We start from the raw sequence: 16,454 nt of genomic DNA, 5'->3' as shown, positions 1-16,454 counted from the left end.
ATCGTCCGGCCGCCACTGCATTACTTTTTCTTCTTGGGTGCCAACATCATCACTGCCTGGCGCCCCTCCATCTTCGGCATCTGCTCAACCTGGCCGAATTCCTCCAGGTCAGTCTTGATACGCTCCAGCACGCGCATGCCGATTTCCTGGTGAGCCATTTCGCGGCCGCGGAAACGCAAGGTGACCTTTACCCTGTCACCATCCTCCAGGAAGCGCGTCGCGTTGCGCAGCTTGACGCCGTAGTCGTTGTCGTCGGTGCCAGGGCGGAACTTGACTTCCTTCACCTGGATGACCTTCTGCTTCAACTTGGCGTCGTGGGCCTTCTTCTGTTCCTGATACTTGAACTTGCCATAGTCCATCAGGCGGCAGACGGGCGGCTGCGCGGTCGGAGCGATCTCGACCAGGTCGACGTCTTTCTCTTCTGCCAGACGCAGCGCGTCAAACAGTTTGACGATGCCGAGCGCTTCTCCCTCAACCCCGGTCAGCCGGAGTTCCGGTGCGCTGATCTCGCGGTTGATGCGGTGAGATTTCTCAGTAGCGATGTTGATGTCCTCAAAGAATCAAAAAAACAGGCCGTGTCCAGCTCATGACTTGTTAGCGAGATCGTTCTGCAGTCGCTCAACGAACGCCGACAGCGGCATGGAGCCTAGATCGACGTTGCCACGGGCACGCACGGCCACCTGATTTTCATCCCGCTCCTTGTCGCCAACCACAACCTGGTATGGGACCTTCTGCACGGAATGCTCGCGGATTTTATACCCAATCTTCTCATTCCGCAAATCGACGATCGCCCTAAATCCTTGTTTTTGCAGGGATTGCGCAACGGATTGGGCGTATTCGGCGTGCGAATCGGTGATGCTGAGCACCGCAATCTGCACCGGCGAAAGCCACGTCGGCAGCGCACCGGCGTATTGTTCGATCAAGATACCGATAAAGCGCTCCAGGCTACCAACGATGGCGCGGTGCAGCATGATGGGGCGATGGCGCGCACCATCCTCCCCAACAAACTCTGCGTCCAGGCGCTCCGGCAGGTTCGGGTCCACCTGGATCGTGCCGCATTGCCATTGACGTCCAAGCGCATCTTTAAGCACATATTCGATCTTGGGACCGTAGAACGCGCCTTCGCCCGGCAGGTATTCGAACTCACAGCCGGACGCACGCAAGCCTTCCGCCAACGCGGCTTCGGCGCGATCCCAGCTTTCTTCGGTGCCGATGCGCTTGTCCGGGCGCGTCGATAGCTTGTAGAGAATCTCGGTAAAGCCGAAATCTTTATAGACCTTCTGCAGCAAGGTCGTGAACGCCGTCACCTCGGCCTGGATCATGTCTTCCGTACAGAAGATGTGTCCATCGTCCTGCGTGAAGCCGCGTACGCGCATGATGCCGTGCAGGCCACCCGAAGGCTCGTTGCGGTGGCAGGCACCGAATTCACCGAAGCGAAGCGGGAGGTCGCGGTAGCTCTTGATGCCCTGCTTGTAGATGAGGATGTGGCCCGGGCAGTTCATCGGCTTGAGCGCGTATTCGCGCTTCTCCGATTCCGTGATGAACATGTTCTCGCGGTACTTGTCCCAGTGGCCGGTCTTCTCCCACAGCGACTTGTCGAGAATCTGCGGCCCCTTTACTTCCTGGTAGCCGTTCTCGCGGTACACGCGGCGCATGTACTGCTCGATCTCCTGCCACAGCGTCCAGCCCTTCGGGTGCCAGAACACCGTGCCGGGCGAGTACTCGTCGATATGAAAGAGGTCCAGCTCACGGCCGAGCTTGCGGTGGTCGCGCTTTTCAGCCTCTTCCAGCATGTGCAGGTAGGCTTCCTGGTCTTCCTTCTTGGCCCAGGCCGTGCCATAGATGCGCTGGAGCATCTCGTTGTTGTGGTCCCCACGCCAGTAGGCGCCAGCCACCTTCATCAGCTTGAAGACCTTGAGCTTGCCGGTGGACGGCACGTGCGGGCCGCGGCAGAGGTCAACGAAATTGCCTTCGCGGTACAGGCCGATTTCCTGATCCTCCGGAATGGAGGCAATGATCTCGGCCTTGTACTTTTCGCCCATGCCTTGGAACAGCTTGACGGCTTCGTCACGGCTCAGCACTTCACGCGTAATCTTCTCGTCTTTCTTGGCAAGTTCACCCATCTTCTTTTCGATCGCGACGAGATCTTCGGGCGTGAAGGGGCGCTTGTAGGCGAAGTCGTAGTAGAAGCCGTTCTCGATAACCGGACCGATGGTGACCTGCGCGTCCGGATACAACTCCTTGACTGCGTAAGCCAGCAAATGCGCCATGGAATGACGGATCACGTCGACGCCGTCGGCGTCCTTGTCTGTGATGATGGCGAGCTTCGCATCGCGGTCGATCGTGAAGCTTGTGTCGACCATCTGACCGTCTACGCGACCAGCCAGTGCAGCCTTGGCCAGCCCAGCTCCGATGCTCTGTGCCACTTCGGCCACCGTCACCGGGCCGGGAAACTCACGCCGGGAACCATCCGGCAACGTGATTGCGATCATGCTTGCTCCTGTGGAGTCACCGTCGCGCATTTCAGAGATGCGCAGCGGTCGTTATTCTGTCGTGCGCCGCGCCAAGTAGTCAGCGCGGCAGGTTGTCGAATCGAATGCTTCGAAGCGCTTTCAGCTTGATCGCCACGCGTGACACGAAACTGCGGACGAAAAAAAACGCGGCCAAGGCCGCGTTTTCATTTGCGCTATCCACCGCTTGGGCAGACCGCAAAGGGCGAAAAACGCACCTTGACTACTGTCGCTCCGAAGCGGTTGTAGTTCGCGGTGCCTGAATCATATTTCGCCTTGTGTTCAGTTGTATGGGACAAGCCCGGGAATTGCGAGGATGACGGCTTGGACACCCTACCCGACGCGTCCTGCTAAATGCGTTGGTAGGCTCGATTGGACTCGAACCAACGACCCCCACCATGTCAAGGTGGTGCTCTAACCAGCTGAGCTACGAGCCTGCCGAAGAACGAAACTATACCGTCACTTCCTTCGGGCTGTCAATACCCCCTGCACTTCTTCGATCAACGTCAGCGCGCGCTGCAGTTGTGTCGCCTCTGACACCTCCGCGGTGAACTGCATTTTCGCGACGCCCTTGCTCGACAGCGTGCGCACCCCGGTCACGTTGATCTTTTCGCGCGAAAGAATTTCCGAGATGTCGCGCAACAAGCCCTGTCGGTCCAGTGCCTCGACCTGGATGTCGATCGGGTAGACCGAATCGCTGCGCTGGCCCCACTCCGTCTGGATCACACGGCCCGGGGCGCGGGCGGCCAGCTGCTGAAACGTCGCACAGCTTTGTCGGTGGATCGATACGCCACGCCCACGTGTAACGAAGCCAACGATGGGGTCCGGCGGTGCCGGCTTGCAGCAGCGCGACATCTGCGTGAGGAGTGAGTCGACCCCCACCACCAGCACGCCGCTCTTGGCGCCACGGGCCACGCTGGTAGCGCGGCTCTTCTTGGTGATGGCCACTTCATCGTCAACCGGCGCGGGCGGCGGCGCCCCATCCGAGCGTAAGACAGCCTCGATGCGGCGCAGGCTCAGCTCGTCTTTGGCGACCACGGCATAGAGGTCGTCCGACGTCTTGTAGCCGAGCTTGGCGGCCAGCTCTTCCAGGTTGACTGCGGTCTTGCCCTCGCGCTGCAGCGTCTTGTCGATGAGCGCCCGGCCCTGCGCAAGCGTCTCCTCCAGCTCCATCGCGTTGAACCACGCACGCACTTTCGTGCGGGCACGCGGGCTGACGAGATAGTGCAACTCGGTGTTCAGCCAATCGCGCGACGGCCCGCCCTGCTTAACGGTGACGATCTCGACGGTCTGGCCGTTCTTGAGCGGCGTGTTCAGCGGCACCATCGTGCCGTCGACGCGTGCGCCGCGGCAGCGGTGGCCGAGATCACTGTGCAGGTAGTAGGCGAAGTCGACCGGTGTCGCGCCTTGCGGCAACGCGATCACGCGCGCCTGCGGCGTCAGCACGTAGATGTGGTCATCCAGCTCGGTGTGCTTGAGTTGCTCCCACGGTGAATCCTCGTGCGCGACGGTATGCTCGGCATCATCCTTCCAGGCGAGCAGTTGACGCAGCCAAGCGATTTTCTCGTCGTAGCGCTCGCTGGCGGAGAACTGGCCGGCGTAGCCCTTGTTGCCCGCCTCCTTGTAGCGCCAGTGCGCGGCCACGCCGTACTCGGCAAAGTGGTGCATCTCGCGCGTGCGGATCTGCACCTCCAGCGCACGGCCGTCGTCGCCGATCACCACCGTGTGCAGCGACATGTAGCCGTTGGCCTTCGGGCGCGAGATGTAGTCGTCGAACTCCTTCGGGATCGGCTGCCACATGTGGTGCACGAAACCGAGCACCGTGTAGCAATCCTTGATGTCGTCGACGATGACGCGGAAGGCGCGCACGTCGTACAGATCGGCAAAGTCGAGTTCCTTGCCGCGCATCTTTTTCCAGATGCTGTAGATGTGTTTGGGCCGGCCGCTTACCTCGGCCTGGATGCCGGCGTCGTGCAAGGTCTTTTGCAGTTGCGCGATGGCCTGGCCGATGAACTTCTCGCGCTCGATGCGCTTTTCATCCAGCAGGCGAGCGATGCGCTTGTAGGTATCGGGATCATCAAAGCGGAAGCCGAGATCTTCAAGCTCCCATTTGAGTTGCCAGATGCCCAGGCGGTTAGCCAGCGGCGCGTAGATATCCAGCGTTTCACGCGCCATGCCTTCCGGCGCCGGGCGTTTCGTCTGCGCGAGCCAGCGCAGCGACTGCAGCCGCGACGCCAGCCGGATCAACACCACACGAATGTCCTGCGCGAAAGCCAACAACATCTTGCGCAATGCTTCGACTTGCGCGCGGCGCGCTTCCGCTTCGTTCTTGCGCGTGATGCTGGCATCGGTCGGGCTGACGAGGCCGGCAATCGCGCCAATGCGCAAGAGTTGCCGCACGTCGTGCACGAGCTTGACAACCTCGGCACCGAATGCGGGCTCGAGCGCCTTTTCGTTGTCCATTGCCAGCGTAGGCAACAGAAACAGGGCGGCCGCCTGCAACGACGGCGTATCGACGCGCAACCCTTCAAGGATGGCGATCGTGCCGCGCGCGTGCGACTCCAGCGGCTCGCCGGTCAGCGTGACGCTGTCCGCGGCATTGGCCGCAAGATATTCGATCGCACGTGCGACCTGCTCTGCCGCCGATCCGGGCCCCTCGGCCGGCCGTTCGGTCTTGTTCTCCATGATGCGTCCTGCTTGCGTCTCGCCTGTTGGGCGACGGGCTCAGCTCTTCTGCGCGGCCGTCACGACGATTTCGATGCGGTATTTCGGATTGGCCAGCGCGGCTTCAACGGTGGCGCGCGGCGGCGAGTTCTTTGAATCGGCGGCAACCCACTGGTCCCACACCTTGTTCATCTCGCCAATCTCGCCGATGTCTTTCAGGAAGATCTGGCACATCAGGATGCGCGTCTTATCGCTGCCGTTGGCGGCCAGCACGCGGTCGATGATGGCGAGCACCTCTGCCGTCTGCTCGGCAATGCCGGCGTCCAGTGTGGTCTCTGGCACCTGGCCTGCCACATAGACGACACCGTTGTAGACGGCTGCGTCGGAATAGCGATGTTCGACGTTGTAACGTTTCAGTTCAGTGCTCATCTTGCAAATCGAATGGAGTCAAGCAATCGGTCATTGACCGAGAAAGAACTTGCGGGCGATCGCCACCTGATCCGGCTGGATGAAGGTCGGCGCATGGCCCACGTCGGGAATTTCCACCGTGTTCACATGCTGGCCGCGCTGCATCATGGCTTCAACGGTCTCTCGCGTCAGCAAATCGGAATGCGCGCCGCGCACCACCAGCACCTCGCCGGGAATCGCCTCGAACAGTTTCCACAGCGTGGCTTCGCCGGCGGCGATCATTTCTGGCGTGGTGTTCTTGAATGGCTCCGCCAGGCGCGGATCGTAATGCAGGATCCACTCGCCGCCCTGGGGTTTCAGGATCGCGGCATTCAGTTCACGCCATTGCTCCGGCGTGTGGGGGCCGAATGAAGCGCTGATCGTCTTGAGGTAAGCCAGCCCTTCATCGAAGGTCTTGAAGCGGACATTCAGACCGAGGTAAGCACCGATGCGCGTCAACGACGACTCCGTCACGCGCGGGCCCACATCGTTGAGCAACAACTTGCGAATCGGCGATTTCGGCAGGCCCGCTAAGCCGATGCCGATCAGGCCACCCATCGAGGTACCGAACCAGTCGACCGACTCGGCATTCACGCGGGCGAGCAGCGTGACCATGTCGGACGCGTATTGCGGCAGCACATAGCCCTTCGGATCGGCAAGCCAATCGGAGCGCCCACGGCCGACCACATCGGGGCAGATGACGCGATAGTCATTGCACAGCGCCTGCGCCAGTACGTCGAAATCGCGCCCCGTGCGCGAGAGGCCATGCACGCAAACCAGCACACGCGGATTCTGCGAATCGCCCCACTCGTGATACGCCATCCGGTGCAAGCCGGACGGGCTCAGGCACTGCACGAAGGCAAGGCGCGGCGAAACTGGCATGAACAACTCCTACACGTGAATGACGGAGACAGCGAAGCCTGATTGTACGCGGGCCGGCAAGCATGCGGCGGTGCAGCAGACGCCCACGCCGATCAAAAACAAAAAAGCCTCGCCGCGGCGAGGCTTCTTCTGACGCAGATCGGCTTACTGCGCGACCCAGCCACCATCCATGTTCCACGCCACGCCGCGCACCTGCTCAGCCGCATCGCTGCACAGGAAGACCGCCAGCGCACCGAGCTGATCGGGCGTAACGAACTCGCCCGAAGGCTGCTTTTCCATGAGCAGATCCTTCTTGGCCTCGAGCGCGGACAGGCCATCTTTCTCGGCACGCGCATCGATCTGCTTCTGCACGAGCGGCGTCAGCACCCAGCCCGGACAGATCGCGTTGGACGTGATGCCCGTCTGCGCCGTCTCCAGCGCCACCGATTTGGTGAAGCCGACGATACCGTGCTTGGCCGCCACATACGCCGATTTTTGCGCCGATGCCACCAAGCCATGCGCTGACGCGATATTGATGATGCGGCCCCAGTTCTTGCGTTTCATGCCAGGCACGGCAAGCCGCGTCGTGTGGAAAGCCGAGGTGAGGTTGATGGCGATGATGGCGTCCCAGCGCTCGGTCGGGAAATCTTCGACGTTGGCCACGTACTGGATACCGGCGTTGTTGACGAGGATGTCCACGCCACCAAATTCTGCGTCGGCATAGGCGAACATTGCCTCGATCTCGGCCGGCTTGCTCATGTCGGCGCCGTGGTATCCGATACGGATGGCGTTCTTGCCTGCCGCCGCGATCTGCGCCTTGGGCGCTTCCACATCGCCAAAGCCGTTCATGATGATGTTGGCGCCCTGCGCGGCCAGCGAGCAGGCGATACCTAGACCGATCCCGCTGGTCGAGCCCGTAACGAGGGCGGTTTTTCCTTGCAGCATTGCGGTCTCCGAATTACAGCAGGTTGACGCCAGTCTTGGCCTGGATCTCTTCGCGCGAAACGCCCGGCGCGGTTTCAACCAACTTCAGGCCCTGCTCGGTCACGTCGATCACGCCGAGGTCCGTAATGATGCGATCGACCACACCCACGCCCGTCAGCGGCAGCGTGCACTTGGGCAGCAGCTTCAGGTCTTCGGTGCCGTCCTTTTTCTTGGCGGTATGCTCCATCAGCACGATCACGCGCTTGACGCCGGCCACGAGGTCCATTGCGCCGCCCATGCCCTTGACCATCTTGCCGGGGATCATCCAGTTGGCAAGGTCGCCGGTCTCGCTCACCTGCATCGCCCCGAGAATCGACAGATTGATCTTGCCGCCGCGAATCATCGCAAAGCTCTGATCGCTGCCGAAGATTGCGCTGCCAGGCAGTGTGGTCACGGTCTGCTTGCCCGCGTTGATCAGGTCGGCGTCAACTTCGTCCTCCGTGGGGAACGGGCCGATGCCGAGCATGCCGTTTTCGCTTTGCAGCCAGACTTCCTTGTCGCCGGTGTGGTTGGCAACCAGCGTCGGAATGCCGATGCCGAGGTTGACGTAGAAGCCGTCTTGCAACTCCTGGGCAGCGCGCGCCGCCATTTGGTCTTGTGTCCAGGCCATGTCGGTCTCCTTAGTTGGCTGCTCGGATGGTGCGCTTTTCGATGCGCTTCTCGGGCGTGGCATTGAGCACCATGCGGTGCACGTAGATGCCCGGCAGATGAATGTCGTCCGGTGCCAAGTCGCCCACTTCAACGATCTCTTCGACTTCGACGATGCAGATCTTGCCGGCGGTGGCCGCAGCCGGATTGAAGTTGCGTGCGGTCAGGTTGAAACGCAGGTTGCCGGACTTGTCGGCCACCTGCGCCTTCACCAGCGCCACATCGGGTACCAGCGAGCGCTCCATGACGTACGTCTCACCGTCAAACTCGCGCAGCTCCTTGCCTTCGGCTACCAGCGTGCCGACGCCGGTCTTGGTGAAGAACGCCGGGATGCCGGCGCCGCCGGCGCGCAGTTTTTCGGCCAGCGTGCCTTGCGGCGTGAATTCCAGCTCGAGTTCGCCAGCCAGGTATTGGCGCTCGAACTCCTTGTTCTCGCCCACATAGGACGAAATCATTTTCTTGATCTGACGGGTTTCGAGCAGCAGGCCGAGGCCAAAGCCGTCAACGCCCGCGTTGTTGGAGATGCATGTAAGCCCCTTGACGCCCGAATCGCGCAGCGCGGCAATCAGCGCTTCCGGAATGCCGCACAGGCCGAAGCCGCCCACGGCGATGGTCTGGCCGTCCTTGACGACGCCCGCGAGCGCCTCGCTCGCGCTGGCGAAGATTTTGTTCATGCGTGCTCCTTCCTTGGTGGTCCAACAAATCCGGCAGGGTTTTGACCGATCACACAGTTGGGGTTTGTGCGATGCAGCGCCGGAAAATAGTAACGATACAATCTGGCGAGAATACGCAAGCGTCGCGCGACGCAGCAATACGTACGAATACATATGCCCGCCCTCGACTATCAAACTGCGTTCCAGCTTGCCCCTGTCGGCATGGTGATGTCCCGCGAGCGGGTGATGCTCGACGTCAACGACGAAGCCGCTCGCATCTTCGGCCACGCGCGCACGACGATGATCGGGCAGTCGTTCGAGCTGCTTTATCCGACGCACGACGAATACGAGCGCACCGGCGCGCGCATCATCCCCGTCATGAATGCGCGCGGCAGCTATTCCGACGAACGCATCATGAAGCGCGCCAATGGCGAACTGTTCTGGTGCCACGTCACGGGCCGGGCGCTAGACCGCGCCAAACCGCTGGGCGAAGGCATCTGGACGTTCGAAGACCTGTCTGCACATCGCCCAGTTACCGCAGCGCTCACGCCGCGCGAACGCGACATCGCCGCGCAACTGGTCGAGGGCAAGACCAGCAAGCAGATCGGCAAGCAGTTGGAGATCAGCCCGCGCACGGTGGAAATCTACCGCGCGCGGTTGATGAAGAAGTACGCCGCCAACACCTCGCTCGAACTTGTGCAGCGGCTGATGGGGCACTAAGCCCCCACGCTTTACACCATGCCGTCGTCGGCGTTGATGACGGCACCGTTGATGAAGTCCGACTGATCCGACGCCAGCAGCAGGATCAGCCCATCCAGGTCTTCCGGCTTGCCGACGCGCTTGCGCGGCAGCATCTGCACCAGCTTCTGACCGGGTTCGGTTTCCCAGTGATGATGATTGATTTCGGTATCGATATAGCCCGGGCAGATCGCGTTGGTATTGATGCCGTAACGACCCCACTCCAGCGCCATGGCCTTGGTCATGTGCACCACGGCCGCCTTGCTCATGCAATACACGCCGATCTGCGACAGCACCTTCAAACCCGCCACGGATGCAATGTTGACGATGCGCGACTGCGGCAGCGGCGAGCCGTTCTTCTCAGCGCCCTTGGCCCGCGCAATCATGCGCTTGGCCGTTTCCTGCGCCACAAAGAAGGCGCCGCGCGTGTTGGTGTCGAATACGAAATCGAAGTCGTCCGGCGTAACGTCCACCATGCGCTGCGTGGTCGATACACCCGAATTGTTGACCAGGATGTCGATCGTTCCGGCTTCGGTTTCAGCGTGGGCGATGGCCGATCGGATACTGTCCGGGTCAGTCACGTCCAGCCGGACGACGTGGGCGCTGCCGCCCTTCGATTCGATGTCGGCGCGCAGTTCTTTCAGTCGCTCGACGCGGCGCGAAGCCAGCACGACCTTTGCGCCGGCGGCCGCCAGCGTGTGCGCGAAACGCGCGCCCAGGCCGCTGGACGCGCCCGTGATCAGCGCGACCTTGCCTTCCAGATTGATCGACAAACCCATGATGCGTGTTCCCCGTGTGTTGGTTCGACATGCGCCGGGCTGCTCCAAAGCAACACCGGCATGTGATTTGAGCGCAGCTTAGCAAAAAATCGAACGATCGTTCAGAAATTCCCCTTGCTGCATCCGGGCGTGTCCCGGACAATGCGGAAAATTCTAATGCAGCAATCCGTCATACCAATAAGCAAACGCCCTACAAGCGAAGAGACACTTATGAACCAGCAGCAGCTCCTCGAACAATACGGCCCGCGAGAGTCCATGGAGTATGACGTCGTTGTCGTTGGCGGCGGCCCCGCCGGCTTGGCGACAGCGATTCGCATCAAGCAACTGGCTGCCGAGACGGGCAAGGATGTGTCCGTCGTCGTGCTGGAAAAGGGTTCCGAGCCGGGTGCACACATTCTTTCGGGCGCGGTGATGGACCCGCGTGCCATCAACGAACTTCTCCCTAACTGGAAGGCCGACGGCGCCCCGCTCAACCAGGCGGTCACCGGCGACGACGTGCTCTTCCTGAGCGAGACCGACGCCAAGCGTACGCCCGACTGGCTCGTGCCGCGTAACTTCCACAACCACGGCTGCTACGTGGTTTCGCTGTCGAACGTGGTCAAGTGGATGGCCGCGCAGGCCGAAGCGCTGGGCGTGGAGATCTTCCCCGGTTTTGCTGCCGCAGAAGTGCTTTACGACGACAAAGGTGCGGTGCGCGGCGTGGCCACCGGCAACATGGGCATCGGCAAAGACGGCGAGCCAACAGAGAACTTCCAGCTCGGCATGGAGTTGCTCGGCAAATACACCATCTTCGCGGAAGGCGCGCGTGGCCATCTCGGCCGCCAGCTGCTGGAAAAATTCAAGCTCAACGCCGGCAAGGACCCGCAGACCTTCGCCATCGGCATCAAGGAACTCTGGGAAATCGACCCGGCAAAGGCCAAACCTGGCCTCGTTGTGCACACTGCCGGCTGGCCGATGGAAGACGACACCTTCGGCGGCGGCTTCCTGTATCACCTGGAAGACAACAAGGTCACGCTCGGCTTCGTGATCGGGCTGGACTACAAGAACCCGTGGATGAGCCCATTCGAAGAAATGCAGCGCTGGAAGGCCCACCCGGCCATCCGCGCGCACATCGAGGGCGGCAAGCGCATCGGCTACGGAGCCCGCGCCATCAACAACGGCACGCCGCAAGCACTGCCGAAAACCGTGTTCCCCGGTGGCGCGCTGGTCGGTTGCGACGCCGGTTACCTGAACGCGGCACGCATCAAGGGCAGCCACGCGGCCATCAAGAGCGGCATGATGTGCGGTGAAGCCGTGTTCGAAGCCGTGACGGCCGGCCGTTCTGCTGACGAGCTGTCTGCCTACCCCGCAGCCTTCGAACAGAGCTGGCTGAAGGAAGAACTGGATCAGTCGCGCAACTTCAAGCTGTGGTTCAAGAAGAGCCCGACGCTGGGCAAGATCATGACCGGCATCGAACAGTGGCTGCTGCCCAAGATTGGCGTCAGCAATCCGCCTTGGACGCTGCACGGCACGAAGTCGGACAATCAGTCGCTCAAGCCGGCATCGGAATGCCCGAAGATCGAGTATCCGAAGCCGGACGGCAAGATCACGTTCGATCGCCTGTCGTCGGTGTTCATCTCGAACACGAACCACGAAGAGAACCAACCGGCTCACCTGACGCTGAAAGACCCAACCGTTCCGACGCGCATCAACCTGACGCAGTTTGCCGGCCCCGAGCAGCGCTATTGCCCGGCAGGCGTGTATGAGTTCGTCAAGAACGATGAGGGCACCGAGCGCCTGCAGATCAACGCGCAGAACTGCGTGCACTGCAAGACCTGTGATATCAAAGACCCGACGCAGAACATCGTGTGGGTCACGCCGGAAGGCGGCGGCGGTCCGAACTACGTCGGCATGTAAGTATCGGGCGACCGCCCAACAAAAAAGACGGCTTAAAGCCGTCTTTTTTTTTGCCTGAGCGAATCGATTCAGGAAGCTTTTGCCGCGATGGCCGGCGTCTGCACCGACACATCACCACATTGCGCGCGATGGCGCAGCGCGTGCTCGATCAGCACGAGTGCCAACAGCGCCTCGGCGATTGGCGTAGCACGAATGCCGACGCACGGGTCATGGCGACCGAACGTCTCGACCACAGCCGGATCACCCGCCTTGTCGATCGAACGGCGCGGCGTGCGAATGCTCGAGGTCGGCTTGATCGCCAGCGACACGGAGATGTCCTGCCCTGTCGAAATCCCACCCAGGATTCCGCCGGCGTTGTTGCCGACGAAGCCTTCCGGCGTCAGCTCATCGCCATGCTCGGAGCCGCGCTGGCTGACTGCGTGGAAACCAGCGCCAATCTCAACGCCCTTCACCGCGTTCAGGCCCATCATCGCATGTGCAATATCGGCATCCAGGCGATCGAACAGCGGTTCACCCCAGCCGACCGGCACGCCCGTGGCCACCACCTCAATGCGCGCGCCGACGGAATCGCCGTCCTTGCGCAGTGCATCCATGTAGGTTTCCAGCTCGGGAACGATCTCGGCATTGGGCGCGAAGAACGGGTTGTTCGGCACCTCGTTCCAGTCCATGAACGGGATGTGAATATCGCCCAGCTGCGACATGAAGCCGTGGATTTCGATGCCGAACTTTTCACGCAGCCACTTCTTGGCGACGGCCCCTGCCGCCACCGTCGGCGCCGTCAATCGTGCGGAAGAACGGCCGCCACCGCGCGGGTCCCGGATGCCGTATTTGTGCCAGTACGTGTAATCGGCATGGCCGGGACGGAAGGTCTCGGCGATGTTGCTGTAGTCCTTGCTGCGCTGATCGGTATTGCGGATCAGCAGGCAAATCGGGGTGCCCGTGGTCTTGCCTTCGTACACCCCGGAGAGAATCTCAACAAGGTCTTCTTCCTTGCGCTGCGTCACATGGCGCGAGGTGCCGGGCTTGCGACGGTCCAGATCGGGCTGGATGTCTTCTGCCGACAGCGTCATGCCCGGCGGGCAGCCGTCGATGACAGCGCCAATGGCCGGGCCATGCGACTCGCCGAAGGTGGTGACGGAAAACAGCAGGCCCAAGGTATTGCCAGACATGATCGTGCTCAGGAAGGCGCCGCGACTACCGCGGCGCGAAACATCGGGAAAACGGTATTGTAAGGCCGATCCACCGGCCGCCAGATCAGCTGCCGATACCCAGCAGCTCGACCTCAAAGTTCAGCGTCGAATTGGGCGGAATCGTGCCGGGTACGCCGCGTTCGCCGTAAGCGGTGGCTGCCGGGCACGTCAGCTTGGCTTTGCCGCCCACCTGGATCTTCTGCACGCCTTCGGTCCAGCACGGAATCACGCGATTCAGCGGGAACGAGATCGGCTGGCCGCGCTTGTAAGAGCTGTCGAACTCGGTACCGTTGGTGAGCGTGCCGCGGTAGTGCACCTTGACCGTGTCGCTGGCCTTGGGCGACGGGCCGGTGCCCTTGGTCAGCGTCTGGACGATCACACCGGAGGGCAGCGTCTCGGATGCCGGCGATGCGGCTTGCGCGGTAACGGCAGCCAGGGCAAGCAACGAAGCGCACAGCAGCGGGGAAACGTGTTTCATGGCAGGTAACGGGAGAGTTGGAGGTCAGAAAAAGCATCACGGCCGATTGCAGGCCAACCGGCAGTGTATCGAAGTCCGGACGCAGGCTAGGCGCTAGAGCAGCTCCCCGCGCAGCGCCAGTACGGCGGCCTGCATCGCCTCGGGCGACACGGCATGCGCCGGCACAGGCGTGCCGATACACAGCTCCAGCCTGTTGAGGAGACCGCGACGGAACGGGCGCGACATCGCCGCCCCGCCCTTGCGCGAGAAAAAGCTACCCCAGAGCCCGCGCAGCGCCATCGGCACCACCGGCACAGGTGTGCGCTCGATGATGCGGCGCATGCCTTCCTTGAACGGGTTCATCTCGCCCGTGGCGGTGATCTTGCCTTCGGGGAAGATGCAGACGACCTCGCCTTCCGCCAGTGCAGCCGCAATGGTGTCGTAGGCGCGCGTGAGCATCTCCGGGTCTTCGTGCATCGGCGCAATCGGAATCGCCTTGACCGTTCGGAAGAACCACGACAGCACTGGCACCTTGAAGATGCGGTGGTCCATCACAAAGCGAACGGGCCGACGCACGAACGCGCCCACCACCACGGCATCGACGAAGCTCACGTGGTTGCAGACCAGCAGGCATGGGCCTTCATCGGGAATCTGCTCGGAACCGTCCACCTTCACGCGGTAGACGGTATGGATCAGCAGCCACATCACAAAGCGGATCAGAAATTCCGGCACCAGCGTGTAGATGTAGATCGCCACCACGGCGTTGAGGATGCCGGTCACCAGGAACAACTGGGGGATCGTGAACCCGGCACGCGTGAGCACCATCGCCAGCACGGCTGAGGCGATCATGAACAGCGCGTTGAGGATGTTGTTGGCGGCAATGATGCGCGCGCGGTGCGTCGGTTCGCAGCGGCTCTGGATCAACGCATACAACGGCACGCTGTAGAAGCCGCCGAACATCGCCAGCAGGAACAGATCGGCCAGCACGCGCCAATGGCGGTGGTTCTGCAGGAAGCCGGAAATGCCCGTCAGCACGTCGTGCGCGACCAATGCCTCGGCATGCGAAGCAAAGTACAGATCCACAGCAAACACCGTCATGCCGATCGAGCCAAACGGCACCAAGCCGATTTCCACCCTGCGACCCGAGAGTTTTTCGCACAGCACCGACCCCAACCCGATGCCGACTGAAAACACGGCCAGCAGCAGCGTCACAACGTTCTGATCGCCGCCAAGCACGTTGCGCGCGAAGGCGAAAAACGACGTCAGGAACGTCGCGCCCACGAACCACAGCCACGAAATGCCCATCAGGCTCAGGAACACCGCGCGCTGGTTGCTCGCAAGCTTCAGGTTGCGCCAAGTCTCGGAGATGGGGTTCCAGTTGATGCGCAAGTCCGGCTGCGATGCCGGTGACACCGGCACACCACGCGCCGTCAACCAGCCGGCCACGGCAATGACAATACAGGCGATACCCGTGAACATCGGGCCGATCAGCTCGCCGTTGCGCGTGTAGTTGGCCAGCTCTCCGCCGCCGATGGTGCCGATGAGGATGGCGACGAAGGTGCCCATTTCCACCAGCCCGTTGCCGCCCACCAGTTCCGTCGATTGCAGATGCTGGGGCAGATATGCGTACTTGACCGGCCCGAACAGCGTCGAGTGCACGCCCATCAGGAACGTGCACAGGTACAGCAGCTCAACGTGGCGCAGCGCAAAACCCGCACAACCGATCGCCATGATGGCGATTTCCAACGTCTTGACCAGCCGGATGAGCCGCGCCTTGTCCATGCGATCGGCAATCTGCCCGCTGGTGGCCGACAGCAGCACAAACGGCGCAATGAAGATTGCAGAAATCAGGAACGCCGCCGACGCCGGGTCCGCATTGCCGAACAGCGCAGCGTGGTACGTGACCAACGAGGAAAACGCGACCTTGAAAACGTTGTCGTTCATGGCGCCCAGAAACTGGGTCCAGAAGAACGGTGCAAAGCGACGCTGCTTCAGCAGGGAAAACTGGCTCGATTGGCTCATCGGCTGGAGGCTATTGGTTCAACAAAAAACCCGCTCGCAACAGCGGGCGGGTTTTAGGAATGCGATAAAGAGATCTCGCAGATCAGTCTTCGTTGGCCTTTTCTTCGGGCCAGTCGCGAATGTACGCCTTGAGCATCTTGTTTTCGAAACTTTGGTCTTCCAGCACGGCCTTGGCCACGTCGTAGAAGGAAATCACGCCCATCAATGTGCGGCTGTCGAGCACCGGCAGGTAGCGCACATGGTGCTCCAGCATGATGCGACGCACTTCGTTGACCTCGGTTTCGGGCGTGCAGGTGACGGGATGGTCGTCCATCACCTTGCGGATGGTCGTGCCCTCGCCCACGGAACCGTGGTTCTTGGCAACAACCTTGATGATTTCCCGGAAGGTCAGCATGCCGACCAGCTCGCCGTACTCCATGACCACGAGCGAGCCGATGTCTTTTTCCGCCATCGTCTGCACGGCCACTTGGAGCTTGGTTTCAGGTGCCACGGTGTAGAGCGTGTTGCCCTTCACGTGGAGGATGTCGCTGACTTTCATGTTGCGTCTCCCAGAGTTCGGGGTGCCGGTCTGCCGGGGGAGCGACCGCGCGCGGGTTGTCGTTATG

The 16,454-nt window shown here is 61.6% G+C and carries 15 protein-coding genes and 1 tRNA gene; 2 read left to right on the top strand and 14 right to left on the bottom strand.

Annotation, left to right across the window (positions count from 1 at the left end; all coding sequences use genetic code 11):
- Positions 1 to 20: 20 nt before the first annotated feature.
- The 9 genes from infC to DOD19_RS05845 form a co-directional block, all read right to left on the bottom strand.
- Entirely contained in the window at positions 21 to 548 is a 528-nt protein-coding gene (infC, locus tag DOD19_RS05885; RefSeq protein WP_080693645.1) for a translation initiation factor IF-3, read from the bottom strand.
- 36 nt (positions 549 to 584) lie between these two features.
- Positions 585 to 2,492 (bottom strand): threonine--tRNA ligase, encoded by a 1,908-nt coding sequence (gene thrS, locus DOD19_RS05880; protein ID WP_112184530.1) that lies wholly within the window; start codon positions 2,490 to 2,492, stop codon positions 585 to 587.
- Positions 2,493 to 2,870: 378 nt separating this feature from the next.
- Positions 2,871 to 2,947 (bottom strand) — tRNA-Val (locus DOD19_RS05875).
- 22 nt (positions 2,948 to 2,969) lie between these two features.
- Positions 2,970 to 5,195, bottom strand: a complete 2,226-nt coding sequence (locus DOD19_RS05870) for a bifunctional (p)ppGpp synthetase/guanosine-3',5'-bis(diphosphate) 3'-pyrophosphohydrolase (protein ID WP_024975501.1) — start codon at positions 5,193 to 5,195, stop codon at positions 2,970 to 2,972.
- Between the two features lie 39 nt (positions 5,196 to 5,234).
- Positions 5,235 to 5,603 (bottom strand): RidA family protein, encoded by a 369-nt coding sequence (locus tag DOD19_RS05865; protein WP_012435924.1) that lies wholly within the window; start codon positions 5,601 to 5,603, stop codon positions 5,235 to 5,237.
- A 30-nt stretch (positions 5,604 to 5,633) separates the two neighbouring features.
- Complete coding sequence (locus tag DOD19_RS05860; RefSeq protein WP_024975500.1) at positions 5,634 to 6,503, bottom strand: alpha/beta hydrolase; 870 nt, start codon at positions 6,501 to 6,503, stop codon at positions 5,634 to 5,636.
- 144 nt (positions 6,504 to 6,647) lie between these two features.
- Positions 6,648 to 7,427 (bottom strand): 3-hydroxybutyrate dehydrogenase, encoded by a 780-nt coding sequence (locus tag DOD19_RS05855; RefSeq protein ID WP_065856452.1) that lies wholly within the window; start codon positions 7,425 to 7,427, stop codon positions 6,648 to 6,650.
- 13 nt (positions 7,428 to 7,440) lie between these two features.
- Complete coding sequence (locus DOD19_RS05850) at positions 7,441 to 8,076, bottom strand: 3-oxoacid CoA-transferase subunit B (protein ID WP_024975498.1); 636 nt, start codon at positions 8,074 to 8,076, stop codon at positions 7,441 to 7,443.
- A gap of 10 nt (positions 8,077 to 8,086) precedes the next feature.
- A complete protein-coding gene (locus tag DOD19_RS05845) occupies positions 8,087 to 8,788 on the bottom strand; it encodes a CoA transferase subunit A (protein ID WP_024975497.1) in 702 nt (233 codons plus the stop codon).
- 153 nt (positions 8,789 to 8,941) lie between these two features.
- Here DOD19_RS05845 and DOD19_RS05840 point away from each other — a divergent pair, with 153 nt between their 5' ends.
- A complete protein-coding gene (locus DOD19_RS05840; protein WP_004636022.1) occupies positions 8,942 to 9,487 on the top strand; it encodes a LuxR C-terminal-related transcriptional regulator in 546 nt (181 codons plus the stop codon).
- Between the two features lie 11 nt (positions 9,488 to 9,498).
- On the opposite strand, the gene DOD19_RS05835 is transcribed toward DOD19_RS05840, so the two are convergent.
- Positions 9,499 to 10,284 carry an SDR family oxidoreductase gene (locus DOD19_RS05835; RefSeq protein WP_004636023.1) on the bottom strand — a complete coding sequence of 262 codons (786 nt, stop codon included), beginning with the start codon at positions 10,282 to 10,284 and terminating at the stop codon, positions 9,499 to 9,501.
- A 210-nt stretch (positions 10,285 to 10,494) separates the two neighbouring features.
- Between DOD19_RS05835 and DOD19_RS05830 the strand changes: the two genes are divergently transcribed.
- Positions 10,495 to 12,180, top strand: a complete 1,686-nt coding sequence (locus DOD19_RS05830; protein ID WP_024975496.1) for an electron transfer flavoprotein-ubiquinone oxidoreductase — start codon at positions 10,495 to 10,497, stop codon at positions 12,178 to 12,180.
- Between the two features lie 68 nt (positions 12,181 to 12,248).
- Here DOD19_RS05830 and aroC read toward each other — a convergent pair whose 3' ends face one another.
- The 4 genes from aroC to DOD19_RS05810 all read right to left on the bottom strand — a co-directional run bounded on the left by aroC (position 12,249) and on the right by DOD19_RS05810 (position 16,387).
- On the bottom strand, positions 12,249 to 13,349 hold the full coding sequence (gene aroC / locus DOD19_RS05825; protein ID WP_112184528.1) for a chorismate synthase: 1,101 nt from the start codon (positions 13,347 to 13,349) through the stop codon (positions 12,249 to 12,251).
- An 85-nt stretch (positions 13,350 to 13,434) separates the two neighbouring features.
- Positions 13,435 to 13,848, bottom strand: coding sequence for an FKBP-type peptidyl-prolyl cis-trans isomerase (locus tag DOD19_RS05820; RefSeq protein ID WP_024975494.1), 414 nt, complete (start codon positions 13,846 to 13,848; stop codon positions 13,435 to 13,437).
- A gap of 93 nt (positions 13,849 to 13,941) precedes the next feature.
- Positions 13,942 to 15,849: an MFS transporter gene (locus DOD19_RS05815; protein WP_112184526.1), complete on the bottom strand. Its 1,908-nt coding sequence runs from the start codon at positions 15,847 to 15,849 to the stop codon at positions 13,942 to 13,944.
- An 82-nt stretch (positions 15,850 to 15,931) separates the two neighbouring features.
- Positions 15,932 to 16,387 carry a CBS domain-containing protein gene (locus tag DOD19_RS05810; protein WP_004634176.1) on the bottom strand — a complete coding sequence of 152 codons (456 nt, stop codon included), beginning with the start codon at positions 16,385 to 16,387 and terminating at the stop codon, positions 15,932 to 15,934.
- Between the last annotated feature and the right edge of the window lie 67 nt (positions 16,388 to 16,454).

Origin of the sequence: Ralstonia sp. GX3-BWBA (assembly GCF_003290055.1) — a bacterium.
Classification (GTDB): domain Bacteria; phylum Pseudomonadota; class Gammaproteobacteria; order Burkholderiales; family Burkholderiaceae; genus Ralstonia; species Ralstonia holmesii.
This window is presented reverse-complemented; position numbering and strand designations above follow the sequence as displayed.